The organism is Chitinophaga sp. 01L420, from assembly GCF_056399985.1.
Genome location: NZ_JBFTSK010000026.1, coordinates 44,319 through 65,494, shown reverse-complemented (window position 1 = coordinate 65,494; position 21,176 = coordinate 44,319). Strand labels below are relative to the sequence as shown.

The 21,176-nt window shown below is 45.8% G+C and carries 16 protein-coding genes; 7 read left to right on the top strand and 9 right to left on the bottom strand.

Features of this window, described 5'->3' with window-relative positions:
- Window positions 1-9: 9 nt before the first annotated feature.
- Window positions 10-861 (top strand): aldo/keto reductase, encoded by an 852-nt coding sequence (locus AC1DP6_RS22880; protein ID WP_477056905.1) that lies wholly within the window; start codon window positions 10-12, stop codon window positions 859-861.
- An 85-nt stretch (window positions 862-946) separates the two neighbouring features.
- Here the strand turns inward: AC1DP6_RS22880 and AC1DP6_RS22875 are convergent, their stop codons facing one another.
- The gene (locus AC1DP6_RS22875) at window positions 947-1,822 is read right to left on the bottom strand and encodes an SDR family oxidoreductase (RefSeq protein ID WP_477056904.1); all 876 of its coding nucleotides are present in this window, start codon (window positions 1,820-1,822) and stop codon (window positions 947-949) included.
- A gap of 107 nt (window positions 1,823-1,929) precedes the next feature.
- Between AC1DP6_RS22875 and AC1DP6_RS22870 the strand changes: the two genes are divergently transcribed.
- Complete coding sequence (locus AC1DP6_RS22870; protein ID WP_477056903.1) at window positions 1,930-2,313, top strand: winged helix-turn-helix transcriptional regulator; 384 nt, start codon at window positions 1,930-1,932, stop codon at window positions 2,311-2,313.
- 7 nt (window positions 2,314-2,320) lie between these two features.
- On the opposite strand, the gene AC1DP6_RS22865 is transcribed toward AC1DP6_RS22870, so the two are convergent.
- Window positions 2,321-3,286 carry a hypothetical protein gene (locus tag AC1DP6_RS22865; RefSeq protein WP_477056902.1) on the bottom strand — a complete coding sequence of 322 codons (966 nt, stop codon included), beginning with the start codon at window positions 3,284-3,286 and terminating at the stop codon, window positions 2,321-2,323.
- 113 nt (window positions 3,287-3,399) lie between these two features.
- Between AC1DP6_RS22865 and AC1DP6_RS22860 the strand changes: the two genes are divergently transcribed.
- From AC1DP6_RS22860 to AC1DP6_RS22840, 5 genes are all read left to right on the top strand, one after another.
- Window positions 3,400-4,341 carry a helix-turn-helix transcriptional regulator gene (locus AC1DP6_RS22860; protein ID WP_477056901.1) on the top strand — a complete coding sequence of 314 codons (942 nt, stop codon included), beginning with the start codon at window positions 3,400-3,402 and terminating at the stop codon, window positions 4,339-4,341.
- A 53-nt stretch (window positions 4,342-4,394) separates the two neighbouring features.
- Window positions 4,395-5,453: a winged helix DNA-binding domain-containing protein gene (locus AC1DP6_RS22855; RefSeq protein ID WP_477056900.1), complete on the top strand. Its 1,059-nt coding sequence runs from the start codon at window positions 4,395-4,397 to the stop codon at window positions 5,451-5,453.
- A gap of 60 nt (window positions 5,454-5,513) precedes the next feature.
- Window positions 5,514-5,912, top strand: coding sequence for a cytidine deaminase family protein (locus AC1DP6_RS22850; protein ID WP_477056899.1), 399 nt, complete (start codon window positions 5,514-5,516; stop codon window positions 5,910-5,912).
- A gap of 62 nt (window positions 5,913-5,974) precedes the next feature.
- Window positions 5,975-6,775: a HipA family kinase gene (locus AC1DP6_RS22845; protein WP_477056898.1), complete on the top strand. Its 801-nt coding sequence runs from the start codon at window positions 5,975-5,977 to the stop codon at window positions 6,773-6,775.
- Window positions 6,753-7,139, top strand: a complete 387-nt coding sequence (locus AC1DP6_RS22840; RefSeq protein WP_477056897.1) for a DUF3037 domain-containing protein — start codon at window positions 6,753-6,755, stop codon at window positions 7,137-7,139. The genes AC1DP6_RS22845 and AC1DP6_RS22840 overlap by 23 nt, the downstream gene beginning before the upstream one ends.
- Window positions 7,140-7,220: 81 nt before the next feature.
- On the opposite strand, the gene AC1DP6_RS22835 is transcribed toward AC1DP6_RS22840, so the two are convergent.
- The 7 genes from AC1DP6_RS22835 to AC1DP6_RS22805 all read right to left on the bottom strand — a co-directional run bounded on the left by AC1DP6_RS22835 (window position 7,221) and on the right by AC1DP6_RS22805 (window position 21,165).
- On the bottom strand, window positions 7,221-9,695 hold the full coding sequence (locus AC1DP6_RS22835) for a glycoside hydrolase family 95 protein (RefSeq protein WP_477056896.1): 2,475 nt from the start codon (window positions 9,693-9,695) through the stop codon (window positions 7,221-7,223).
- A 515-nt stretch (window positions 9,696-10,210) separates the two neighbouring features.
- Window positions 10,211-12,592, bottom strand: coding sequence for an ABC transporter permease (locus AC1DP6_RS22830; RefSeq protein ID WP_477056895.1), 2,382 nt, complete (start codon window positions 12,590-12,592; stop codon window positions 10,211-10,213).
- A gap of 220 nt (window positions 12,593-12,812) precedes the next feature.
- Window positions 12,813-13,976 (bottom strand): metallophosphoesterase family protein, encoded by a 1,164-nt coding sequence (locus AC1DP6_RS22825; protein WP_477056894.1) that lies wholly within the window; start codon window positions 13,974-13,976, stop codon window positions 12,813-12,815.
- A gap of 14 nt (window positions 13,977-13,990) precedes the next feature.
- Window positions 13,991-14,977, bottom strand: coding sequence for a hypothetical protein (locus tag AC1DP6_RS22820; RefSeq protein WP_477056893.1), 987 nt, complete (start codon window positions 14,975-14,977; stop codon window positions 13,991-13,993).
- Window positions 14,978-15,042: 65 nt separating this feature from the next.
- The gene (locus tag AC1DP6_RS22815; protein ID WP_477056892.1) at window positions 15,043-16,578 is read right to left on the bottom strand and encodes a hypothetical protein; all 1,536 of its coding nucleotides are present in this window, start codon (window positions 16,576-16,578) and stop codon (window positions 15,043-15,045) included.
- Window positions 16,579-16,620: 42 nt separating this feature from the next.
- Window positions 16,621-19,386, bottom strand: coding sequence for a TonB-dependent receptor (locus AC1DP6_RS22810; protein ID WP_477056891.1), 2,766 nt, complete (start codon window positions 19,384-19,386; stop codon window positions 16,621-16,623).
- Between the two features lie 315 nt (window positions 19,387-19,701).
- Window positions 19,702-21,165: a glycoside hydrolase family 30 protein gene (locus AC1DP6_RS22805; protein WP_477056890.1), complete on the bottom strand. Its 1,464-nt coding sequence runs from the start codon at window positions 21,163-21,165 to the stop codon at window positions 19,702-19,704.
- Window positions 21,166-21,176: the final 11 nt, after the last annotated feature.

The window sequence follows — 21,176 nt, the reverse complement described above, 5'->3', positions numbered from 1 at the left end:
TGAAAAAACATGGAAACGACTCAAATATCTCCCGTACATACTTTTCGTTTAGGAGACGAATTCAATATTAACCGTGTAGGTTATGGTGCTATGCAGTTGGCTGGTCCCCGTGCTTTTGGTGAAGCAGCAGACCGCGCCAATTCCATCAGGGTGTTGCAGCAGGTGGTGGCCTCAGGGGTTAACTTTATTGATACCGCCGCAGCCTATGGCCCGGAAACAAATGAACGCCTCATCGCAGATGCGCTGCATCCTTATAAAAAAGACCTCCTTATCGCTACCAAAGGTGGCTTCCAGCGACCCAGTGCGGAACAGTGGATATCGGATGGATCCGCCGCCTGGATCACTAAAAACATAGACGACAGCCTGAAAAACCTGAAGGTGGATCATATTGACCTGTGGCAACTGCATCGTATAGATCCGAAAGTGCCGATAGAAGAAACGCTGGCAGCAGTAGCCGCCGCTGTGAAAGCAGGTAAAGTCAAACATGTGGGCCTCTCCGAAGTAAGTGTAGCGCAGATTCAACAGGCAGAAAAAGTATTGCCGATCGTATCTGTACAAAATCTCTATAACCTGGGCAACCGTCAATGGGAAGACGTACTGGATTATACCACACAAAAAGGCATTGCCTTTATTCCCTGGTATCCGCTGGCTTCGGCTCCGCAATCACTGGAAGCTAAGATCAGCAGCATAGCAGGTCGTTATAACGCCACCACCGCACAAATTGCGCTGGCCTGGTTGCTGAAACGTGCTGCTAACATCCTGCTCATTCCAGGCACCAAGAGCATCGCTCACCTGGAAGAAAACCTCAAAGCAGGAACAATTGAACTAACAGCAGAAGATTTCGCGCTGCTGTCCGCATAAAAATAGTTTTTAGCCATTAGCTTTTAGCTTTTAGGAAATGCAGCGGAGATGAACATATTATAGTCTTCGCTGCATTTCCTAAAAGCTAAAAGCTGCTAAAAGCTCTCTTCACATACGCTCGTAACGACTCGGGTTTCCTGCCCAATATTTTCGCCAAAGTACCATCCGGAGCATCAAATTCCCCCTGATCTATGGCTTGCCCAAAGGCCGCAAATATATGACCATGTTCCGCAGGAACACCTGTTGCTGCTAATTGTGCAATATATTCTGCTACAGATGCCGCAGTATAAGTAATGGTTTTCCCGGACAACTCACTTAATATCACAGCTATCTCATCAAAGGAATATGATACGTCATCACCGAGTACGTATGACTTGTTTTCATGACCGCTTCCCAATATTAATTTTGCGCCTGCTATTCCCATGTCCTGGCGGGTAGCAAAGGCTACTTTTCCTTTGCCTGCCGGCAGATAGATTCCTGTCTCTAATACCTTTTCTCCCAGAAACATCGGCAGCATATCTGTATAAACACTATGTTTCAGAATGGTATAAGGTATTCCGGATGCTTTTAATAATTGTTCTGTATGCAAATGCGCTGCTGCTACAAAAGCAATGGCGGAACTACCATCTTCCGTTTTACGGTCAAAACTGGAATAAAATATATGCCCCACTTTAGCAGCGATAGCGGCTTTCACCACATTCTCGTGCTGGGGAATACGTCCGGCTACATCATTACCGGATACGAAGTACAGCTTGTCTGTTCCTTCAAAAGCAACCAGCAGAGAGTTATAGTCGTTATAATCCCCTTGCAGTACCGTTACCCCTGCTTCAGCTAAACCGGATGCTTTGGAGGGATCCCTTGCCAATACAGCAATGTTTTCCGCAGCGGTATTTTCCAGTAATTCATCTACTACTGCCTTTCCAAGAGGACCTGTTGCCCCTGTTACCAATATTTTACTCATATGATGATCCTGTTTTAATGCCTCAAAAGTACTTACCTTTGGTAACTGAAAATACCGCCTAACCTGTAGGTTAGTACTAACCTGCAGGTTAGTTAAAATGAATCATCATGAGTACTTCAACAGCGAAAACAATACCCACCAGGGAAACCTGTACTGCCTCTTTATCCGCCATGGGAGATGCACTCTATGCCATTGGTGGCAAATGGAAATTGAAAATTATCATTGCTTTACTGAATGGTAAACTCCGGTTTAATGAGCTGCAGCGGCAGGTCACCGGCATTTCAGCCAAAGTATTATCCAATGAGTTGAAAGAAATGGAGATGAATGGTTTTATCTGCAAGGTGCCTGTGGAGGATGCCAAACATGTGGCAGAATATGAACTGTGTGAATATAGCCACACGCTGGGAGATGTGCTGAATGCTTTAACAGCCTGGGGTAAAATGCATAGGGCAAAAATTACAGGACGCACTGTGGAAACAGCCGCCCTGTAACAAATAATTATTTCGTCAAACTTGCCTTCACCGGTAATTGCAGTTGATATCCCTTACCGGCACCTTTGTATACATATCTTTCTTCTGCTATGAAACCTGCCTTCTTTTTCCCTTTTACCAGGGCTTTCACCTCATCTGGTAACTGTTCCGTATCCGCAGCATTGACAGTTCCTTTTAAGGTAATGAGGATATCTCTGAAATACTTTTTTTCACTTGCGGGTACGCTATAGGTACTTGTCCAGGAAGACAACTCTTCACCTTCCTCTCCACCTTCGGTTCTTTCAATACGATATGCTGCCATTACCTGCTGGTAGCCACCGTTCACGCCGGCAATCAGGTAATAGTCTCCGTCATAGGGGCCACCGGCGCCGCCGTTGCTATGCTTTAATATAAAAGCATATTGGTCGGATCCTATCAGCAGTGGTTTAGGAGTAGGGCAGGAAGAAAAAGCTCCATATGCTTTGATGCCCGGCTGAAACATGCGCAGGTTCCAACCCTGATCTGTTTGTACAAATTTGGCCAGGCCCAGTAACCCACCGGTAAAGCGGGAAACAGTAGCGCCATCTTCGTCAAATTCAGAATGACTAAAGCTGATCACTTTATACGCCAGCCCTGAAGAATCTTTAAAATCCATCACATCCAGTAAACGGGTAGCCACACCTGCGCTATAGGGAAAGCTGCCCAGGCCATCTTCATTTACGTCTTCATATTTTTTTGGCTTACAGGTTTTACATTCCCAGTTGATCATCTCATTCACATATTTACCATCCACTAACCGGTAATGCTTGCCGGGAAACAATTGCAGCAAGGCACTTTGTGCATTGAAAGCTCCTGGCAGTAACAACGTACGGGTAGGCAATAAGAGGGTATCGCTGATATTTTTCTTTTTCAGGCCATCAGCCGGGACTTGTCCAAAGCAGGTCGCCATCAGGCCAGCCTGCATACATAACATAACAAACAAACGTTTTATCATATAGCGTATTTCTTTTCCGGGGTTTTACCGGCGGAAGCAAAGATAACCCTCGTTTGTTAAAAATTCATATCTCCGGAAAAGCTGTAAATTAGCCTCCTAACATATTGTCATCCATGAATCGCTTCGACAGACTAACCGCTATACTCATTCACCTGCAATCCAAAAAACTGGTACAAGCCCAGGAAGTAGCCGACCGTTTTGATGTAAGTCTGCGTACCGTATACCGCGACATCCGCTCCCTGGAACAAGCCGGTGTACCGATTCTCGGCGAAAAAGGACTGGGATATTCCATTATGGAAGGATATCGTATTCCACCCGTTATGTTTACGGAAGAAGAAGTGGTGGCTTTCCTCATGGCAGAAAAAATATTGGAACAACATTCCGACCTGCATAACAGTCGTTTGTTTAAAGCCGCCATGTATAAAATAAAAGCAGTGCTGCGCAACGCCTCCAAAAAGGTGATGGAAGAAATGGAAGAAAGTATTGACGTAAAAGAAAAAGTTTCCGAACATAATCACCTGATCAATGATAGCCTCCCCCGCATCATCAAAGCAGTGGGCGACAAATCAGTATTACATATTCAATATGCTACAGAGCAGGGGGTCAACGAAAGAGACATCGAACCTATCGGCATTTACCATGAAAACGGTAGCTGGAATGCCATTGCATTTTGTAACACATCAAAAAAATATCATGCTTTCCGGACTGAACGGATGCTGTCGGTGAGCGATACCGGCAAAACCGCCCAGCGGAAACATATCACCCTAAGAGAATACCTTGCCAAACGGGCCCAGTTCACGGCAGATTCATTCCCTGTAGTCATAGAAGTAGAAAATACGATGGCCCGCTACCTGGTAGAGCAGAAGTTCAACTATGGGTTCGCCAGCGAAAACCAGGGCCGCAAACGCACCAAAATGACCTTTCAGGCGCCCTGCATACAGGCGTTTTCCCGCTGGTACATCACTTTTGCAGACCAGGCCTCCATTATTGAGCCCGCCTCATTAAAAACCCTGGTAAAAGACCGTTTACAGGAAATGCTGCAAAAAGTTTCCTGACCCCGTTTCTCAACTGACATACTGTTGTCATAGCAGGTGGGTAATTTTGGGTTATGAATAGTCAGCAAATCGCACAACTACGGTTGCAGCAACAACAAATAGTGGCTACCCACTTTACCCAACCCGCTGCATTGGTAAAATGGATGGGGTGTATGCAGGCACAGGATTATGCCGGGGCCAAATGGGCCATCGGCAACCGGGTGACAGGTAGCACAGATGCCAGTATTGAAAAGGATTTTAACGAAGGCAAAATCCTCCGTACCCATATCCTGCGCCCTACCTGGCATTTTGTTTCGCCGGAAGACATTGGCTGGATGCTACAACTGACAGCTCCCAAGGTAAAAGCTTTCAATAAAAACCTGCATGCTAAGCTGGGGATCTCTGACAAAGATCTCAAACGCAGCAAAACCGTCTTCACCAACGCCCTCCATAATAAAACATTCCTCACCCGGAGTGCCCTCATCCCCCTGCTGGCAAAAGCAAAAATCAATACAGATGATATCCGCCTCGGCTTCCACCTCATGGATGCAGAACTGGACGGCCTCATTTGCAGCGGCCCCCGGCAGGGTAAACAATTTACCTATGCCTTGCTATCCGACAGGGCGCCTGTCCAGCCCCCCATTGACCGTGACACCGCCATTGCACGGCTTACCCGGCTGTACTTCAGCAGCAGAGGCCCTGCTACGGTCAATGACTTCCAATGGTGGAGCGGATTAAATATGACGGACATCAAAAAAGGACTGCTGTTGAATAAATCCCTGCTCGCACATGTGGTCACTAACGGGCAAGCTTATTGGTTTTCTGCGGACACCACACCTGCGAGCTCCCGCACCACTTCCGCCCTGCTCCTGCCCTCATATGATGAATATGCGGTGGCCTATAAAGACCGGAGCGATATACTCAATCCCGCCCTGATCCTGCAAACGGGACATGGCATCTTTAAACCGGTGGTGGTGGTCAACGGGCAGATAAGCGGGATCTGGAGCCGTAAAGAAATGCGGGATAAACTGGTGGTAGATACACAGCTATTGCACAGCTATAAATCCGCCGACAAAGCCATCGCCGCGGCGGGAACCGCCTATGCCGCTTTCATGGGAAAAACATTGGCATAGGAAGCCCGTAGATTTGAAAAATACTACTTTTGGAGGAATGTAACGCTAACATGAAGTCATATGGATAATGTAAGCTTAAAACAAATCGCCCAGAAGTTTGCCAGCAGTAAACGCTTAAATGACTTTATTGAATATGGTGGTGTGGCTGCCGCTATTGAAACCATTGATGGAAATATTTACACCGGCGTGAGCATCGACACCGCCTGTTCTATGGGGTTTTGTGCGGAACACAGTGCTATAGCTGAAATGCTGAAGCATGGAGAAAGTCAGATAAAATCTTTAGTGGCCGTAGATGAAGAAGGCAATGCTGTTCCCCCTTGTGGAAGATGCAGAGAATTGATCAGTCAATTGTCGAAAAAAAATCTCAAGGCTACTATTGAAGTTAAAAACGGTATCATAGTTACGCTGGCAGAGATCTTACCTTATGATTGGAAAGAGGATCCGGGCAGAGCGTGGTGAATTTTGTTTTCTGCTTTCTCCTCAACAAAAACTAACTCCCAAAAAAGCCAGATATTTGTCAGATGATAGATGATATTCAACTTCAGCTAAGGAGAGTCAACGTAACCCGTTACGTAACACCGTTGCGTGAAGGGGGGTCGCTGCCGGCAATTGCCGAAGCAGATGACGGGTTCCTTTATGCGCTTAAGTTCCGCGGAGCCGGACAAGGCGTAAAGGCACTCATTGCAGAATTAATCGGCGACGAAATAGCCAGGGTATTGGGACTGAAAGTACCGGAACTGGTATTTGCCAACCTGGACGAAGCCTTTGGCCGCACTGAGCCGGACGAAGAAATACAGGATCTCCTGAAAAGAAGTGTGGGCCTCAATCTCGCCCTGCACTACCTCTCCGGTGCTACTACCTACGATCCTACTGTAAATACTATTGCGCCCGCGCTGGCGTCTCAGATTGTGTGGCTGGACTGTTTGCTCACCAACGTAGACCGCACGCCCCGCAACACCAATATGCTGATGTGGCGTAATGAGTTGTGGCTGATAGATGCCGGTGCCGCTCTTTACTTCCATCATTCCTGGCAAAACTGGCAGGAACAGGCCCTGCGCCCGTTTGTACAGGTAAAGGATCATGTACTGCTGCCGCAGGCCAGCGAACTGGAAAGCACCGATGCTGCGTTTCGCTTACTGCTAACGCCGGAGCGTATACGTGCCATTGTAAATATCATCCCCGATGAATGGCTGGTAGCAGATCATTCTGATGAAACGCCGGAAGAACGTCGCCAGGTATATTTTGAATTTTTAACAACGCGGATCAGCCACTCTGAAATTTTTGTAAAAGAAGCACAACATGCAAGACAAGCACTTATATGAATATGCCGTAATACGCGTGGTACCAAGTGTGGAACGGGAAGAATTTTTGAATGTTGGTGTGATCCTTTATTGTAAGCAGCAAAAATTTTTACAGGCCGTGTATACGCTGGACGAAGAACGACTACGTGCATTTTCGCCTGCAACAGATATCAATACCATCCGGCCCAACCTCGAAGCTTTCGTAGAAATCAGCAAAGGTAGTAAAGCCGGAGGCCCTATCGCCAAACTGGATATGGCAGGGCGTTTCCGTTGGCTTACCGCCACGCGGAGCAGCATTATACAAACATCGAAAGTACATCCCGGTTTTTGTATCAGCGATGCGGAAGCAACGCTCATGCGGCTGAAAGAGCAACTGGTGGATTAACAAAAATATAGTTGACATTAAAAAAGAGGGCCGGACAAAATTTGTCCGGCCCCCTTTTTTAATTACATCGCGTGCATCTTTTTATTTATTGGTAAACGTATACGTTTTTCCTGCCTGCGTAACCAAGTCATATTGTATCGTTTCTTTCAATGCTGTTATCTCCATTTTTGCTTTCGGATTAATTACTGCCTTTGCCGTTTCCTCCGGTTGGAAGAATACATTCGGCTGTTGACCACTCACTGCTTTCAGTTGTCCGTTTTCCTTTAACGCATTCGGCACACGCAGGCGCAGATTGCCGCCCAGTGTAGATTGTATGGTAATTTTACTAAGCTGTCCATTTTCCCATATCATTTCTTTTATCTCAAAACCACCACGTGCACGCAATCCGCTCACACGCCCTTTCTTCCAGTCGTCCGGTAGCGCAGGCAGTAAGTGTACCGTACCATCCTGGCTTTGCAGCAGCATTTCACAGATACCTGCGGTACAACCGAAATTACCATCTATCTGGAAAGGAGGATGTGCATCAAACAGGTTGGGATAAGTACCACCTCCACTGTTTTCGCCTTTATTTACACCTGCAGGAGTGAGCTGATCTTTGATCAGTTTCCAGGCATGGTTACCATCCAGTAAACGTGCCCAGAGATTCACTTTCCAGCCCATAGACCAACCGGTAGACACATCTCCCCGCTGGATAAGTGAAGTACGTGCTGCTGCAAATAACTCGGGTGTGCGGTAAGGAGAAATCTGGTTGGCAGGATACAGTCCAAACAAATGCGACACGTGACGATGTTTATCATTTGGATTGTCCAGATCCTGCAGCCATTCCTGCAATTGACCGTATTGACCTATCTGCATAGGTGGTAATCTTTTGCGGGCAGCTTTCATTTTTTCTACCAGTGCTTTGTCTGTATTTAATAATTCCGCCGCATGAATAGTATTGGATAAAAGATCGAATACCAACTGATTATCCATGGTGGCACCCGCAGCAATAGATACGCCGGGATATGCTTTGGGATTGTTTTCCGGCGACATGGAAGGAGACACAACCAACCATTTATGCACGGGCTCTTCTACGAGAAAGTCGAGATAAAATTCTGCTGCCCCTTTTAAAGCAGGATATACTGTTTGCAGGTATTTTTTATCACCGTTGAAGGTATATTTTTCCCAGAGATGACGACTTAACCACGCGCCTCCCATTGGCCACATCGCAGAATAGATTCCATCTACCGGGCCGGTTATACGCCACAGGTCTGTATTATGATGGGTTACCCATCCACCGGCGCCATACATCATCTTAGCCGTTTCGCGACCAGTTACGGATAATTCTTTCACCATCTGTACCAGCGGCTCATGCATTTCAGTAAGATTGGTTTCTTCTGCCGGCCAGTAATTCATTTCCGTATTGATGTTGATCGTATACTTGCTACCCCAGGGTGGATTCATGAGTGGATTCCAGATGCCCTGCAGGTTGGCTGGTTGTCCGCCTGGCTGTGAGGCGGAAATGAGCAGGTATCTGCCAAACTGAAAATACAGCGCCACCAGTTGCGGATCATTACCATGTGCGAAATCACGCACGCGGATGTCGGTAGGATTCTTTACAGAGTCGGTACTACCCAAATCCAGTTGTACGCGGTTGAAAAAATGCTGATAGGTAGCAATATGATCTTTCAGCATACCGGCATAATTCTTAGGCCATACCTTGTTCATATAATCCGTGGTACGTTTGGCTTCATCGGCGCTGATGTCGGCATAGTTCACGAAGTTGGTGGCGATAGAAACATATACGGTGACTGCATTGGCGCCGGTGATGCTGATAACATCGCCACTGCCGGTACTTGTGCCGCCTTCCGTTTTGAAACGTATCTGCGACTGAAACTTCACTTTGCCGGGCACACCATCTCTGTCGCCGCTGATGCCGGACAATACCAGCTCATTATTACCTTTCACTGCTACTGTTGACTTCTGCGGACTCTTCACCGATGCAGCGAAAGTGATGCTGCCGGGCTTATCAGCGGTGAGCCGGATAATGATCGCCTGATCAGGTATAGAAGCAAATACCTGCCGGGTATATTTCACCCCGTTTACGCTGTAAAAGGTACTGGTTACTGCGGTTTCCAGGTTCAGCTCCCGGGAGTAACCGGTGTACTGATCATGACCGGGGAACTGCAGTTGCAGATCTCCTACCGGCTGATAACACATGCCGTTGATTTTCTCTGCCTGGATATTCTTTGCCGCCAGCTGACTGGCTTCTTTCATTTTACCATCAAAGATCAACTGCCTGATTTCCGGTAAAGCGGCCAGTGCATGTGGATTATCGTTGCGGTTCGGGCTACCACTCCATACGGTATTTTCATTTAGCCGTACCAGTTCTTCGGCCGGGTTGCCATATACCATGGCAGCCAATCGGCCATTACCTATCGGCAGTGCGGCTTCCCACACTTTACCTGATGGATGGTCGTACCATAGCTTCTGTTCCCGTTGCTGCGAAAACACCGGCACGGATGCCAGGAAGGTAATCACGTAAACGGCTATACTTTTTGTTCTTTTTCTTTGCATGAATATTTTCATTAGGGGAATTAAATTACTCCGGTTGATTTTCTGCCAAAATACCAAAATTATAATTAGGTGTTTTTGATGATTTTCGGATTTTTGTTTTTTGTTTTTGATTTGAAAAGATGGAAAGATTAGCGAAGACTAACAATATGATGTTAATCTTCGCTAATCTTTTAACTCCAATAAAAACAATCATGAAATCATCAAAATCAGTATAATCCTGTGCAAGACAAAAAAACGTGCCAGTCCCGTTCTTTTGTCGGGTATAGCCTCATGGCTGCAGAATCCCAGGCCATCCGTTTGTCCGGATGCTGTGAATACGCAAAATACCAACAGGAAGAAACACAGACAACAATCGTGGAATTTTATCATTACCGGCTTTACTTAAAATAGACCCAATAACAGCGGCACTAACCGGTAAAATACAGCATTTCACCATAGTATAGCGCTTCCGACAGGGAATCAAAAGTAACAGGAATAAGATTTATTCCAAAACCGTTTAAAATATTTTGGGCATTTTACTCTGCCCGCATACTTTTCACTGGGTCTGCCAGCGCAGCTTTTAATGCCTGGTAGCTGATAGTCCCAATGGCAATGATCAGCGCAATGATCCCGGCTACCGCAAATACCCACCAGCCAATGCTGATACGGTAAGCAAATACCTGCAGCCATTTGTGCATAAAATACCAGGCTACCGGTGTAGCTATGATAAAGGAAATGAGGACCAGTTTCAGAAAATCGCGGGATAACAGGTTCACAATATCTGCCACGGAAGCTCCCATGACTTTACGGATACCTATTTCGCGGGTACGTTGTATGGCGCTATAGGAAGCCAGTCCCAATAATCCCAGGCAGGAAATGATAATGGCCAGCAATGCAAAGTTGAAAAAGAGTTTACCAAATCGTTCTTCTGTGCGGTATTGCCGGTCGAAAAATTCATCCAGGAAAAAATAGCTGAACGGGCGGTCAGGCATCAGCGTTCTCCATTTGCGCTCAATCGCTGCAAGGGTACCAGACAAATCACCCGGCGCTACATTCACCGAAATCATATCACAGTCCTGCGGTTCAATGCGCATGGTGAGCGGCTTGATATTTTCCTGCAGGGAACGGAAGTGGAAATCTTTTACCACGCCTATAATCACGCCTTGCCGGCCCCACTGACGGAATCCTCTGCCCACAGCTTCTTCCGGCTTGGCATAACCAAATAGTTTCGCCGCCGCTTCATTGATCATCATGGCATTCGTGGTATCCGTTCCAAAATCCCTTGAAAAACCACGACCTGCTACCACTTTAATATCATATTGTTTCAGGTAATCGTAATCTACGTCATACAGGTCCAGGTTAGCCACCTGCATATCGCCCTGTTTATTGACGATCTCTGAATAAGCACCATTCGTTTCTCCCCCGGGCACACCTGAGGCCATGCTCACGGAATTTACTTTAGGCAATGCGGCAATGGCCTCTTTCAGCGCATTTTTAGCCGGGTCGCCATGAGTATCGATGACGAGCATCTGATTTTTACTAAAGCCCAGATCCTTGTTGTGCATATAATGCATTTGCAACGATACGATGATGGTGCCAATGATCAGCGCGATAGAAATAGCAAACTGTGTTACCACCAGCCCTTTGCGGAGAAAAACACCTCTGGTGCCGGTAGCAAAACGTCCTTTTAACACGGAGGCCGGCTTAAAAGAAGAAAGCACCAGCGCCGGATAAATGCCCGCCAGCAAACCAATCACAACAGCGGATACAAACAATATCAATACATACCAGCCATTGGCAAACAGACCGGTAGCAATGGTTTTACCTGCCAACAGGTTAAACGTTGGCAACAATAACATAAATAATACGACTGTAAACACAAAAGCAATTAAACACAACATCACACATTCACCGATAAACTGCCGGAGCAGCTCATATTTGGTAGCACCCACCACTTTACGGATACCTATTTCTTTTGCCCGCTCTACCGACCGGGCTGTAGTCAGATTGATAAAATTAATACAGGCGATGAAGAGAATAAATATAGCCACGACAGAAAAAATATACACATTGGTAATGCTTCCCTTTTCATAAGCAGAATAGGCGCCGGAATACAAATAAATTTTTTCCAGCGGCTGCAGCTTCACGGTATAAAACATCTTTGCCTTCCTTCTCTCATTACCATTATGCTGTTCTATAAAATCCGGAAACTTTGCTTCCAGTGATGCTGGATTGACATTCGGTTTCAGGAGCAGGAACGTCACCGCACCAAAATTCCCCCAGGATTCGTCTAATTTCGGATTCAATTTCAACAACGAACTCATTGACACCAGCATATCTGCTTTGATCTGCGAATTTTCCGGCATATCTGCAATCACACCAGTAACGGTATTAGGTATCATGTCTCCTGTCAGCAATACCGTTTGACCTATCGGATCAGCCTCCCCAAAATATTTCTTCACCGCAGAACTACTTAACACCACACTATTCACGTTTTGCAGGGCAGTCGCGGGATCTCCTTTCAGTAACTTAAAATCAAATACCCGGAATATGGAAGAATCAGCAAACAAAGAACGTTCTTCCTGGAAGCTTACATTCCCTTTCTTCACCAACAGATTAGCTTTACTGAATCTTGCAAACGCTTCTACTTCCGGAAAATCATGCTGCATATTGGGACCAAAAGGCCAGGGCGTAATACCTCCATGGATCAACTCACTGGGTGTTTGCACATCACAGGTCACCCGATAAATACGATCCCCTTTGGAATGAAATTTATCATAGCTCAATTCAAAATGCACATACAGGAAAATGAAGAAACAGGCGGTAAGGCCTACTGTAAGACCTAATACGTTGATAGCAGAAAATACTTTGTTTCTCCAGAGATTGCGCCAGGCAATTTTGAGATAGTTTTTGAACATCAGTGATAGTTGATAAGATGATCCCGTTCACAAGTACCAGTGCATATGGGCGAAGAAAATGCCAGGGTGGAGGTGGCTTAAAATCAGGAGTTATCGAATGATGGTTATTTTTAATTTGTTCGATTGAGGACGTTGGGGTGTTCGGAAATGGACAGCAGGGGAGAAACAAAAAAGGAGGTATCATTATATGCGATACCTCCCCAAAAAAGTCGATCGGCTCCTACCCTTTCTTCTTCAAATCTATCGTCACCATACTCCCCCATTTCACCGGCGTAGCATTCCAGTACACCTCTCTCAGCGTCAGCTTCATCGTGGCAGGATCCAGTGCAGCAAACAGGAAAGTCAGTTTGGTTTCATCAGATGCTGACACCACTCCTTTCATCGGAGAATCGGCGCTGGCAGCACTTAACGACACATCGTTATCCGGGCCAGTCCAGGTATAGAATTTACTTTCATGTACATGTCCATGCAGGTATGCGCGGATATTGGTATGTTGCTTCAGGAAAGCGGCAAATGCACGCTGTTCAATCGCCCCGGCTGTGGCAGGTGAGGTACCATCTTTAAAATGTTCATCCAGTACGTTATCAAATTTATCGGTAGTGTTGATGCTGTGGTTACCGTTTGGATTGGTAAAATGATTGGATACAACGGCAGGCTGATCATGCGCCACAATGATCACTGGTGTTTCGGTTTTTACATTTTGCAGATCTGTATTCAGCCAAATTCTCACGGCAGAATCGGGCCACATCTGGATAAAGCAAAAATGCACACCGGCAATATCGCGGGAGTAGTTGATACGATCACCGCTATAATTATAAGTGAGTGCTGTTCTGAGCAGAGATGGCTTAAACATCAGGTTATAGATCTCTGCCATGGAGCTGGCATCTGTTAAGGGTTGCATTTTAGCGTAGTAGCCGATGGTGTTGGATACATCATGATTACCTGGCACCATGAGGAAACCGGCAGGCTGATTACTTCTATTTTTTAGCGTAAGATTTTGCAGGTAGTCCGTTTTAAACTGTCCCCAGGAGATGGCGGCTGTTTGTACGCTGGCGCTTACTTCCATGCGGTTGGCAATGTCTCCGGCTTCCATCACATAATCTACGTTGGAGATTTTTTTACCGGCATTTACCCCACCATCATCCGGTAAGGTCAGATCTGGTAAGGTATTCATTTTTGCAACCATGGCAGCGTTTACCGTATGTGCATCTACGTTAGCACCTCCCTGGAAGGCAGCACGGGTAATGCCATAATGCGCGTCAGAGGTAAATACAAACTGTACAATGGCGGCTGGTTCTTCTTGGGTTGGGTCATCATTCTTTTTGCATCCTGATATTACTGCTACACTCAGCAAAGGAAGGAGGTATATTGCTTTTCTTTTCATAAAGCTGTTCATTTTTATTTTCTTTTATAAAATGAGAGGGCCACTTTCTCGCCGGCATACTTTTTTGTTTCTGAGTCCGTGAAATATCCGCTGCCATCCAGGGCGAAGCAGATACCTTCTCCCTGCCGTTCGTTGCGGGCATAGGGAGCATCCTGTGGCTTACGTAACAGCGCGGCGGAGATGGTTTCACCTGCCTGTCTTTTCCAGTACCAGATCTGCCCGGTATTACGCAATAGTATTTCGCTACCATCGGCGGAAATATCGCCGGAAGTGAGCAGATCAAAAGGCAGTTTATCCAGGGCTACCAATGTTGTTTTGACGGTGGCAGACTGTGGATAACGGGCCACATAGAGCGTACTCCTGCTGCTTTGTTTGGTGGCGATGTAGAGATCTTTCGTAAGTGGATCCAGCAACAGTGATTCTGCATTCACCGGGCCTCCGGGATATTGCAATTCTATTTTATCAATGGCGGTAATATTGATGACCGTAGTGGCATTGGCAGCCGACAAATCGGGTTCCTGGAATCGGTAAATAAATACGCTGGGATAAGCAGAATTATTATCGCCTATTTCTGCTATATAGATGTAGCTCTTGTCTTTCTCCGGACCCGGACCTGTGGCAATGTCTTCCCAGTCGCGGTTAGAGAGCCCCTGCAATACCAGCTTGCCGGCATCTTTGCCGTTGGCTGCAGTCACGTATACTTCGTTGGAGTTGCCACTGTCTTCATGCACATATAACAGTCCCGGATATACGTGACTGGGGGCCACGCCGGATAGTTCCTGGTAGTCTTGCCTCGCCGTAGGATTCACTTGTGGTGTTTCATTGAACAGCACACAGCGGTCCAGCAGGGAAAGGTCATAGGTGGCTGTTTTCACGGTATCCACCACTACTACCGTAGTATCCTTGCCGGGAGTGGTGGCATCTCCCTTACCATCTTTTCCACAGGCGGCAGCAGCAGTTATGCATGCAGATAAAAAAAGAAAGCTGTAAGCACGATTCATTGTTGAAAACTTGAAATGAAAAAGGACGTGCAAAGACGTCCTTTTTCATATACCAGATATAACGATTAATAGGTATGCTGATTCCCGGAGTTATCAGTAGGGAATGCACCAAGATCTTTATTAGGAGCGGTGATAGTAGCACCGTAAATACTACCGGTCTTTACAACTTTCATTGGAAAACCATATTGGTTCAGCAATGTAGCGGTAGGTTTAGATGGAATTGCATTCTTGCCGGTACCTGCGGCATATACGCCTGCGCCAATAGCAGGAGATCCTGTTTTCAGATGAAAGTCTGCGCCCGCAGGAATCTGGTATATGCGGTAGTTTCTGTCTTTACTCATTGCCGCCATGTCGTAGTTCGCGAACATCGGATCATATTTCAGCGAGTCTGTCTCAGGATTGGTGCCGTTGTTAGTACCATCTGCAGCAATAGTGCCGTTGATGTAACCATTGATGTCGTAAGACTGTTTCAGGGTAAACTGGTTAGGCTCAATAAACACCATGTATTGTTCTGCACCACCCATGGCCTTACCTCTGCCAATAGCAGTGAGGTTGTTGTTGTACAAGGTATTCAGGGTATCGCTTGGCTTGCCTTTCTCTGAGTGGAAAGATATTCTCAGACCAGCTTTACAGTTTACAATGATGTTATTGAAGATATAACCACCGGCGTTGGTTTCTGTATTGATAGAACCATTGCGGGTAGCTTTGGTCTGTCTGAAGCCACAGTTTACGACGGTATTGTTGTAGATATTCACCATGCAGCTTTTACCGGTGGAGCCAGAGGTTTTTAGACCGTTGGTGGCGATACCATAGGTCAGGTTATAAGCCATATCACCGATCACACCATCCTTGATGTTGGTAGACTCTCCACCAGTAGCACCCATTTTGGAGAAGGTGTTACGCATGATGCTCATGTATACGTTATTCGGACGGATACCATCATCTTTACTACCATAAAACCAGGAATCTTCTACGATGAGGGTACCCAGGGTAGTGGTCTTGCTGTTCATGTAAACAGTAAAGCGTGCATCGCCGGGAGTTGCTCCATAATCAGGCGCATTAGCACCCCAGGCGCCGCCGGTATATTCGATATGTGACCAGCGGAGTACCAGCAGTTTGGCGTTACCACCGCACTGGAATCCACCCCAGTAGCCTTTGAAAGCAGGATCGTTACCGGCATCATCTTTGAAGCTGGCATCTGATTTTTTAACGGTCTCCGTTTCTGCCACAGTAAACCAGTTCTGCGCATCTTTGGTACCATCACTTACCAGCGTGCCATTTACCAGGAAGGCAGGAGAAGTAGCCGGGCTTTTACCATCGCCATGGATCAACACTTTCACACCTGGCTGCAGGTAGAGGGTATCTCCTTCATTGATGGTTACATCAGACATAATATGATAAGTCTTACCTGCCAGCATGGTACCTTTTAACGGAATCGCATTGTTGTTGGCATCCTTCTTTGGGAGAATGGTATCACTGATGGTTTGTCCAACAATCACCAGTGGTTTGGAGATGTCTACATGCTCATCACCTTTTTTGCAGGAGATTACAGACATGGCCACCATAGCAACCAGGCCGCTTTTTAAGCCGATCTTTTTCATAAGTTTCTGCTTGGAAATTTTGAAATATGTTATTGAAAAATGTTAAAGCACAAATCGCACACCCAGTTGATAATCCTGACCATAAGTATCTTTCTGTATCAGTGTTTCATTATTGCCCGACTTAGGCATAAGAACAGTGTTGGATGGTATTCCCTCGATATATAGCTCGTAAGGTGTGTTCAGTAAATTTTGTATTTTGGTAAATACAGAGAAATGCTTTCCGATCTTTTTCTCTGCAGAAAAATCAAACGTGTTCATATCTTTCTGCCAGTAATCATATCCATAATAACGGGATACAACAGCAATACGCTTACCGGTCAGTTGCCAGTTCAGTTGTATATCCAATCCAATTTTCTGGTTCTTATACAATAATGCAGCATTGGCCACATTTTCAGATTGGCCCTGTAATGGACGCTTCTGCAGCGGATATGACCTTACCCGGTTAAATGTGCGCAGCTTAGGCGCTTCTATGGTAGAATTAGTATAGGTATAGTTGGCGCGGATACCAAAGTTGCGGATGTATTTCTCGTAAACCACCTCGAAACCGAAGTTCGTAGCATCACCATAGTTATTAGGCTGATATACTGCCTGGCTCTGCACATCGGTGGATACAAATCCGTATTCAATAGGATTGGTCAGCTTCTTATAAAAAGCGCCGATCAATATCTGTTCATCCGGGCGGGGGAAATATTCATAGCGGAAATCAAAATTATCGGCGGTGGTATGTTTCAGATTCGGATTACCTTTTTCCACATACTCATCCCCATTGAAAGGATATGGAATCAGTTCAAAATAAGCCGGACGACTGATAGAACTAAAATAAGATAAGCGCAGATTGGTCTGGCTGTTCAGCATGTACTTTAAATGCACGCTCGGCATGATATCGTTATAAGTAATCGAACCCTTTTTCCCTTCTGTACTTAAAGGGGCATCCGTATCATACTGTTGATCTGTATGCTCCATACGTGCACCTACAATGGCTTCCAGTTTTTTCACGGTAAATTTCAGCATGGCATAACCGGCGGAAATATTTTCATCTGCACGATAGTTGTTACCATCATCCGGTGATCCTGCCGGGTTAGTTATCGTCCAGTTAAAGTGGTAAATATCCGTCCATAACTGAAAACTCTGGCCGGCATCAGGCACTTTGTCTAAATGATAAATCTGGTGAAAGTTATCCCTGTGTTTGGCTCGATACATACCACCAGCAGAAAACTTAAAAGGGATGGTGGCTACTTTACCGCTATAGGTACCATTGAGATAACCTGCATAATCGCGGTCATTATTTTTCCACCATTCGCGGTTATACGCTGTTATTACATTCGGATGCAGGTAAGGTTCTTTGTTAGTGCCATCTGCATAAAATCCACCATCATATTCATACTCCGCCAGATCAGGAATACTACTGCTGGCTTTGGAATATACCGCAGACCAGTCCAGTTTCAAACGACCCGGCAACAAATCATGTTCTCCCTGTAAAGTGGTGCTGTTAATGGATTGCCGCTGATACCTGGATCGGTTCTGATACCATACCTGCCCCAGGCCAGGCCCCAGACGTGGAGGTGGTTGCAAGGTATCCATTCCCATTCTTGCCTGTGCTTCATCTAATATAGCGGTGAAAGAATAGACACTGATTTTATGATGATCATTAAACCGGTAATCTATTTTAGCATTTAATCCTGTTCTTTTCACCTCGGTAGAATAGTTACGCACATAGGCATGTTTGATATATATCACACCATATGCATCCGTGATGTCCTGGTACTCATCTACCGGATTATAAACACTGTGATAGCCCTTATAAGTATGCTGATAAGAACCTCCCAACATCACACCCAACTTGTTGTTAAAAAAACGGTTACCAATAGATAAATTGGCGAAGCCATTGGGTGTAAAGTTTTTCTTCGTAAAATTTAAATTATCACGGGTAAAATCGCCTGGTTGCGCCAGGTAGGAAGGGCCATGCGCTTCGTATGGAGATTGACGATTAATCGCACTTGTAGGGAAACAATCGAAAGACCGGTCTATCAACGTCTGGTTGTAACCTGCGGAAACACTGCCATTCACGTACAACCTATCCGGTGCATTCTTCATCACCATGTTCACGGTACCACCAATCGCATCACCTTCCATATTAGGTGTGAGTGTTTTATTTACTTCCACTCTTTCTACCAGGTCGGCAGGAAATAAATCCAATGGCACATACCTGTTTTTATTATCCGGACTAGGGATCTTCACACCATTGATCAGCGTGTAGTTATATCGTTTGTCCATTCCACGGATAATGGCGTAACGGCCATCTCCGCTACCGCTTCTTTCCAGTGATACACCGGATACCCGTTGTAGTACATTGGCAATAGTAATATCCGGTGATAACTGTATATTTTTTGCAGAGATGATGTTCATCACATTACCTGCCAGCTGCTCCGATTTTTTGGCCGAAGCGGCAGATTCGCTATCCCGTTTTCCATTCACGCTCACGGTGTTCAGGTCTTTCCTGTTGTTGTACATCAACAACAAGATATTCGTTCGGCCATCTATATTCACCACAGTGTCCAGTGTATGATATCCCATATAGGTCACCCGCAAATGGTAAGTGCCGGCTGCTATTTTATCAACGCTGAAAGTGCCGTCCAGTCTTGCCGCTCCACCACGTTTTGATTCCTGTAAGCGCACCGTCGCGCCGGGTAATTGTTCCTTTGTTTGAGCATCGATAATTTTTCCTTTGAAGACAACTTCAGCCTGCTGACTGAAAACGGTTGATATGCAGCAAAAAAACAGAAAGAAGACGAGTATCGTTCTTATCATCCGGTAGAATTTGTGCAAAGGAAATTTTAATTTTTTTCACATAACAGGGGTAGCTTCGATCTTAATAGAATGGTAATTATAACGTAATGATTCGTTAACAGAGGAGGGTTCTTCTTTGGGGGTAAATATGCGCAGACGATTGCTGGTGGCTCAATAACCAGAACCCACGCCCCGCGGACATAACAAGGAAAGAGTGGAAAAAAGAATCGGGGAACAGATAATCTGTAATCATTCTGAAGGAAATCTGTACTTCTTTCAGGGCTAAATAAATGCAGCGGAACAAAAATGTTGCTCCGCTGCATTTACTAACGACCACTACCAAACGAAAGTAGCTGCACTGCCTTTAGGCAGCACAGGTGTGATCTGTTTATCCTGGTATTTTAAGTTGAAAGAAGCAGGAGCATTGTCGTCATTCAATACAATCAACACCTTTTTGCCATCAGGTCTTTTAAAGGCCACACTGTATAAGTTGCCGCTATTGTTACTGCCTATCCTCACGGATCCTGCCGGAACAAATTTAGATGCCTGGGCAATGATATAATAGGCCACATTTCGGCTAACTGTGGTGCCGCTGATCGTAAGCGCTCCTTTACATTCCGTACAGCCACCCGGCGTATGCGGACCATAGTTCGGGTCATTAGCCAGGTTCCACTCAAGGGCATTGCGACTGTAATTGCGCATCGCACCAATGATTACATTTTTCATATGCCATCGCAGGTCACCATCAAAACCACCTTTGGCGCTGGTCCATTGCTCCGTGAAATACAGGGCCTTGTCTGGTGCGGCGGCATGTACTGTAGAGAGTGCACTGATGTCGCCGGCGTATAAATGAAAGGCACAGCCATTTACAAATTTCGCCGCCGCCGGATCATTCAGGATAGTGAGCGGATAATCCGGATGATCACAGTTATGATCATACAAGATGATTTTAGCTGTTAAGCCGGCGGCTGCAAAAGCAGGTCCCATGCTATTTTTGATGAAGTCGCGCTGCTCTTCCGCCACCATTTTAAGACTGGGCGTATTATCCGGATTCAGCGGTTCATTCTGCGGCGTGATGGCATCTATGGTGATGCCGGCTACCTTCATCTGCTGAATATACTTCACCAGGTATTGCGCATATACATCATAATACTTAGGTTGTAAAGCACCGCCTTTAAAGGAACTATTATCTTTCATCCATACCGGTGCACTCCAGGGAGTAGCCAGTATTTTCAGTTGTGGATTAATCACTAATATATCCTTCAGCAACGGAATCAAACCGGTGCCGGCGGCTTCATCTGCGGCCAGAGAAAAATGCGTCAGAGAGAGGTCAGTTTGTCCTGCAGGCACATCATCATACGAAAAGACATTTGCATTTAAATCAGAAGCACCTACACTGATGCGCAGATAACTTACCCCGATACTGCTGCCACTATTCCCAAAAAGTTCCTGTAGTAGTGCCATCCTGGCGGTAGCATTCATGGCATTGATCAGTTGTGCGCTGCCACCAGTCAAGGTATAACCAAAACCATCTACTTCCTGAAATGCCTGGCTGCTGTCTACTTCAATAGTCGTGTATCCGTTCGTGTTACCTTTACCAAAAACAGGTTTATTTGTTTGTAGTTGCAATAGTTGCTGCTGATCACCACTGCTAATCCAATAGCCCACCACCGCACCAGTGGCGGCATGCGATGTATCTGTGGGTACTACCGGATTAGCAACGCCTTTGCTGCCGGAGCAGGACAGCAATGTTACCAACACGCTACCTGAAAATAATATAGTAACGAGAATGTTTTTCATATATTGATTTT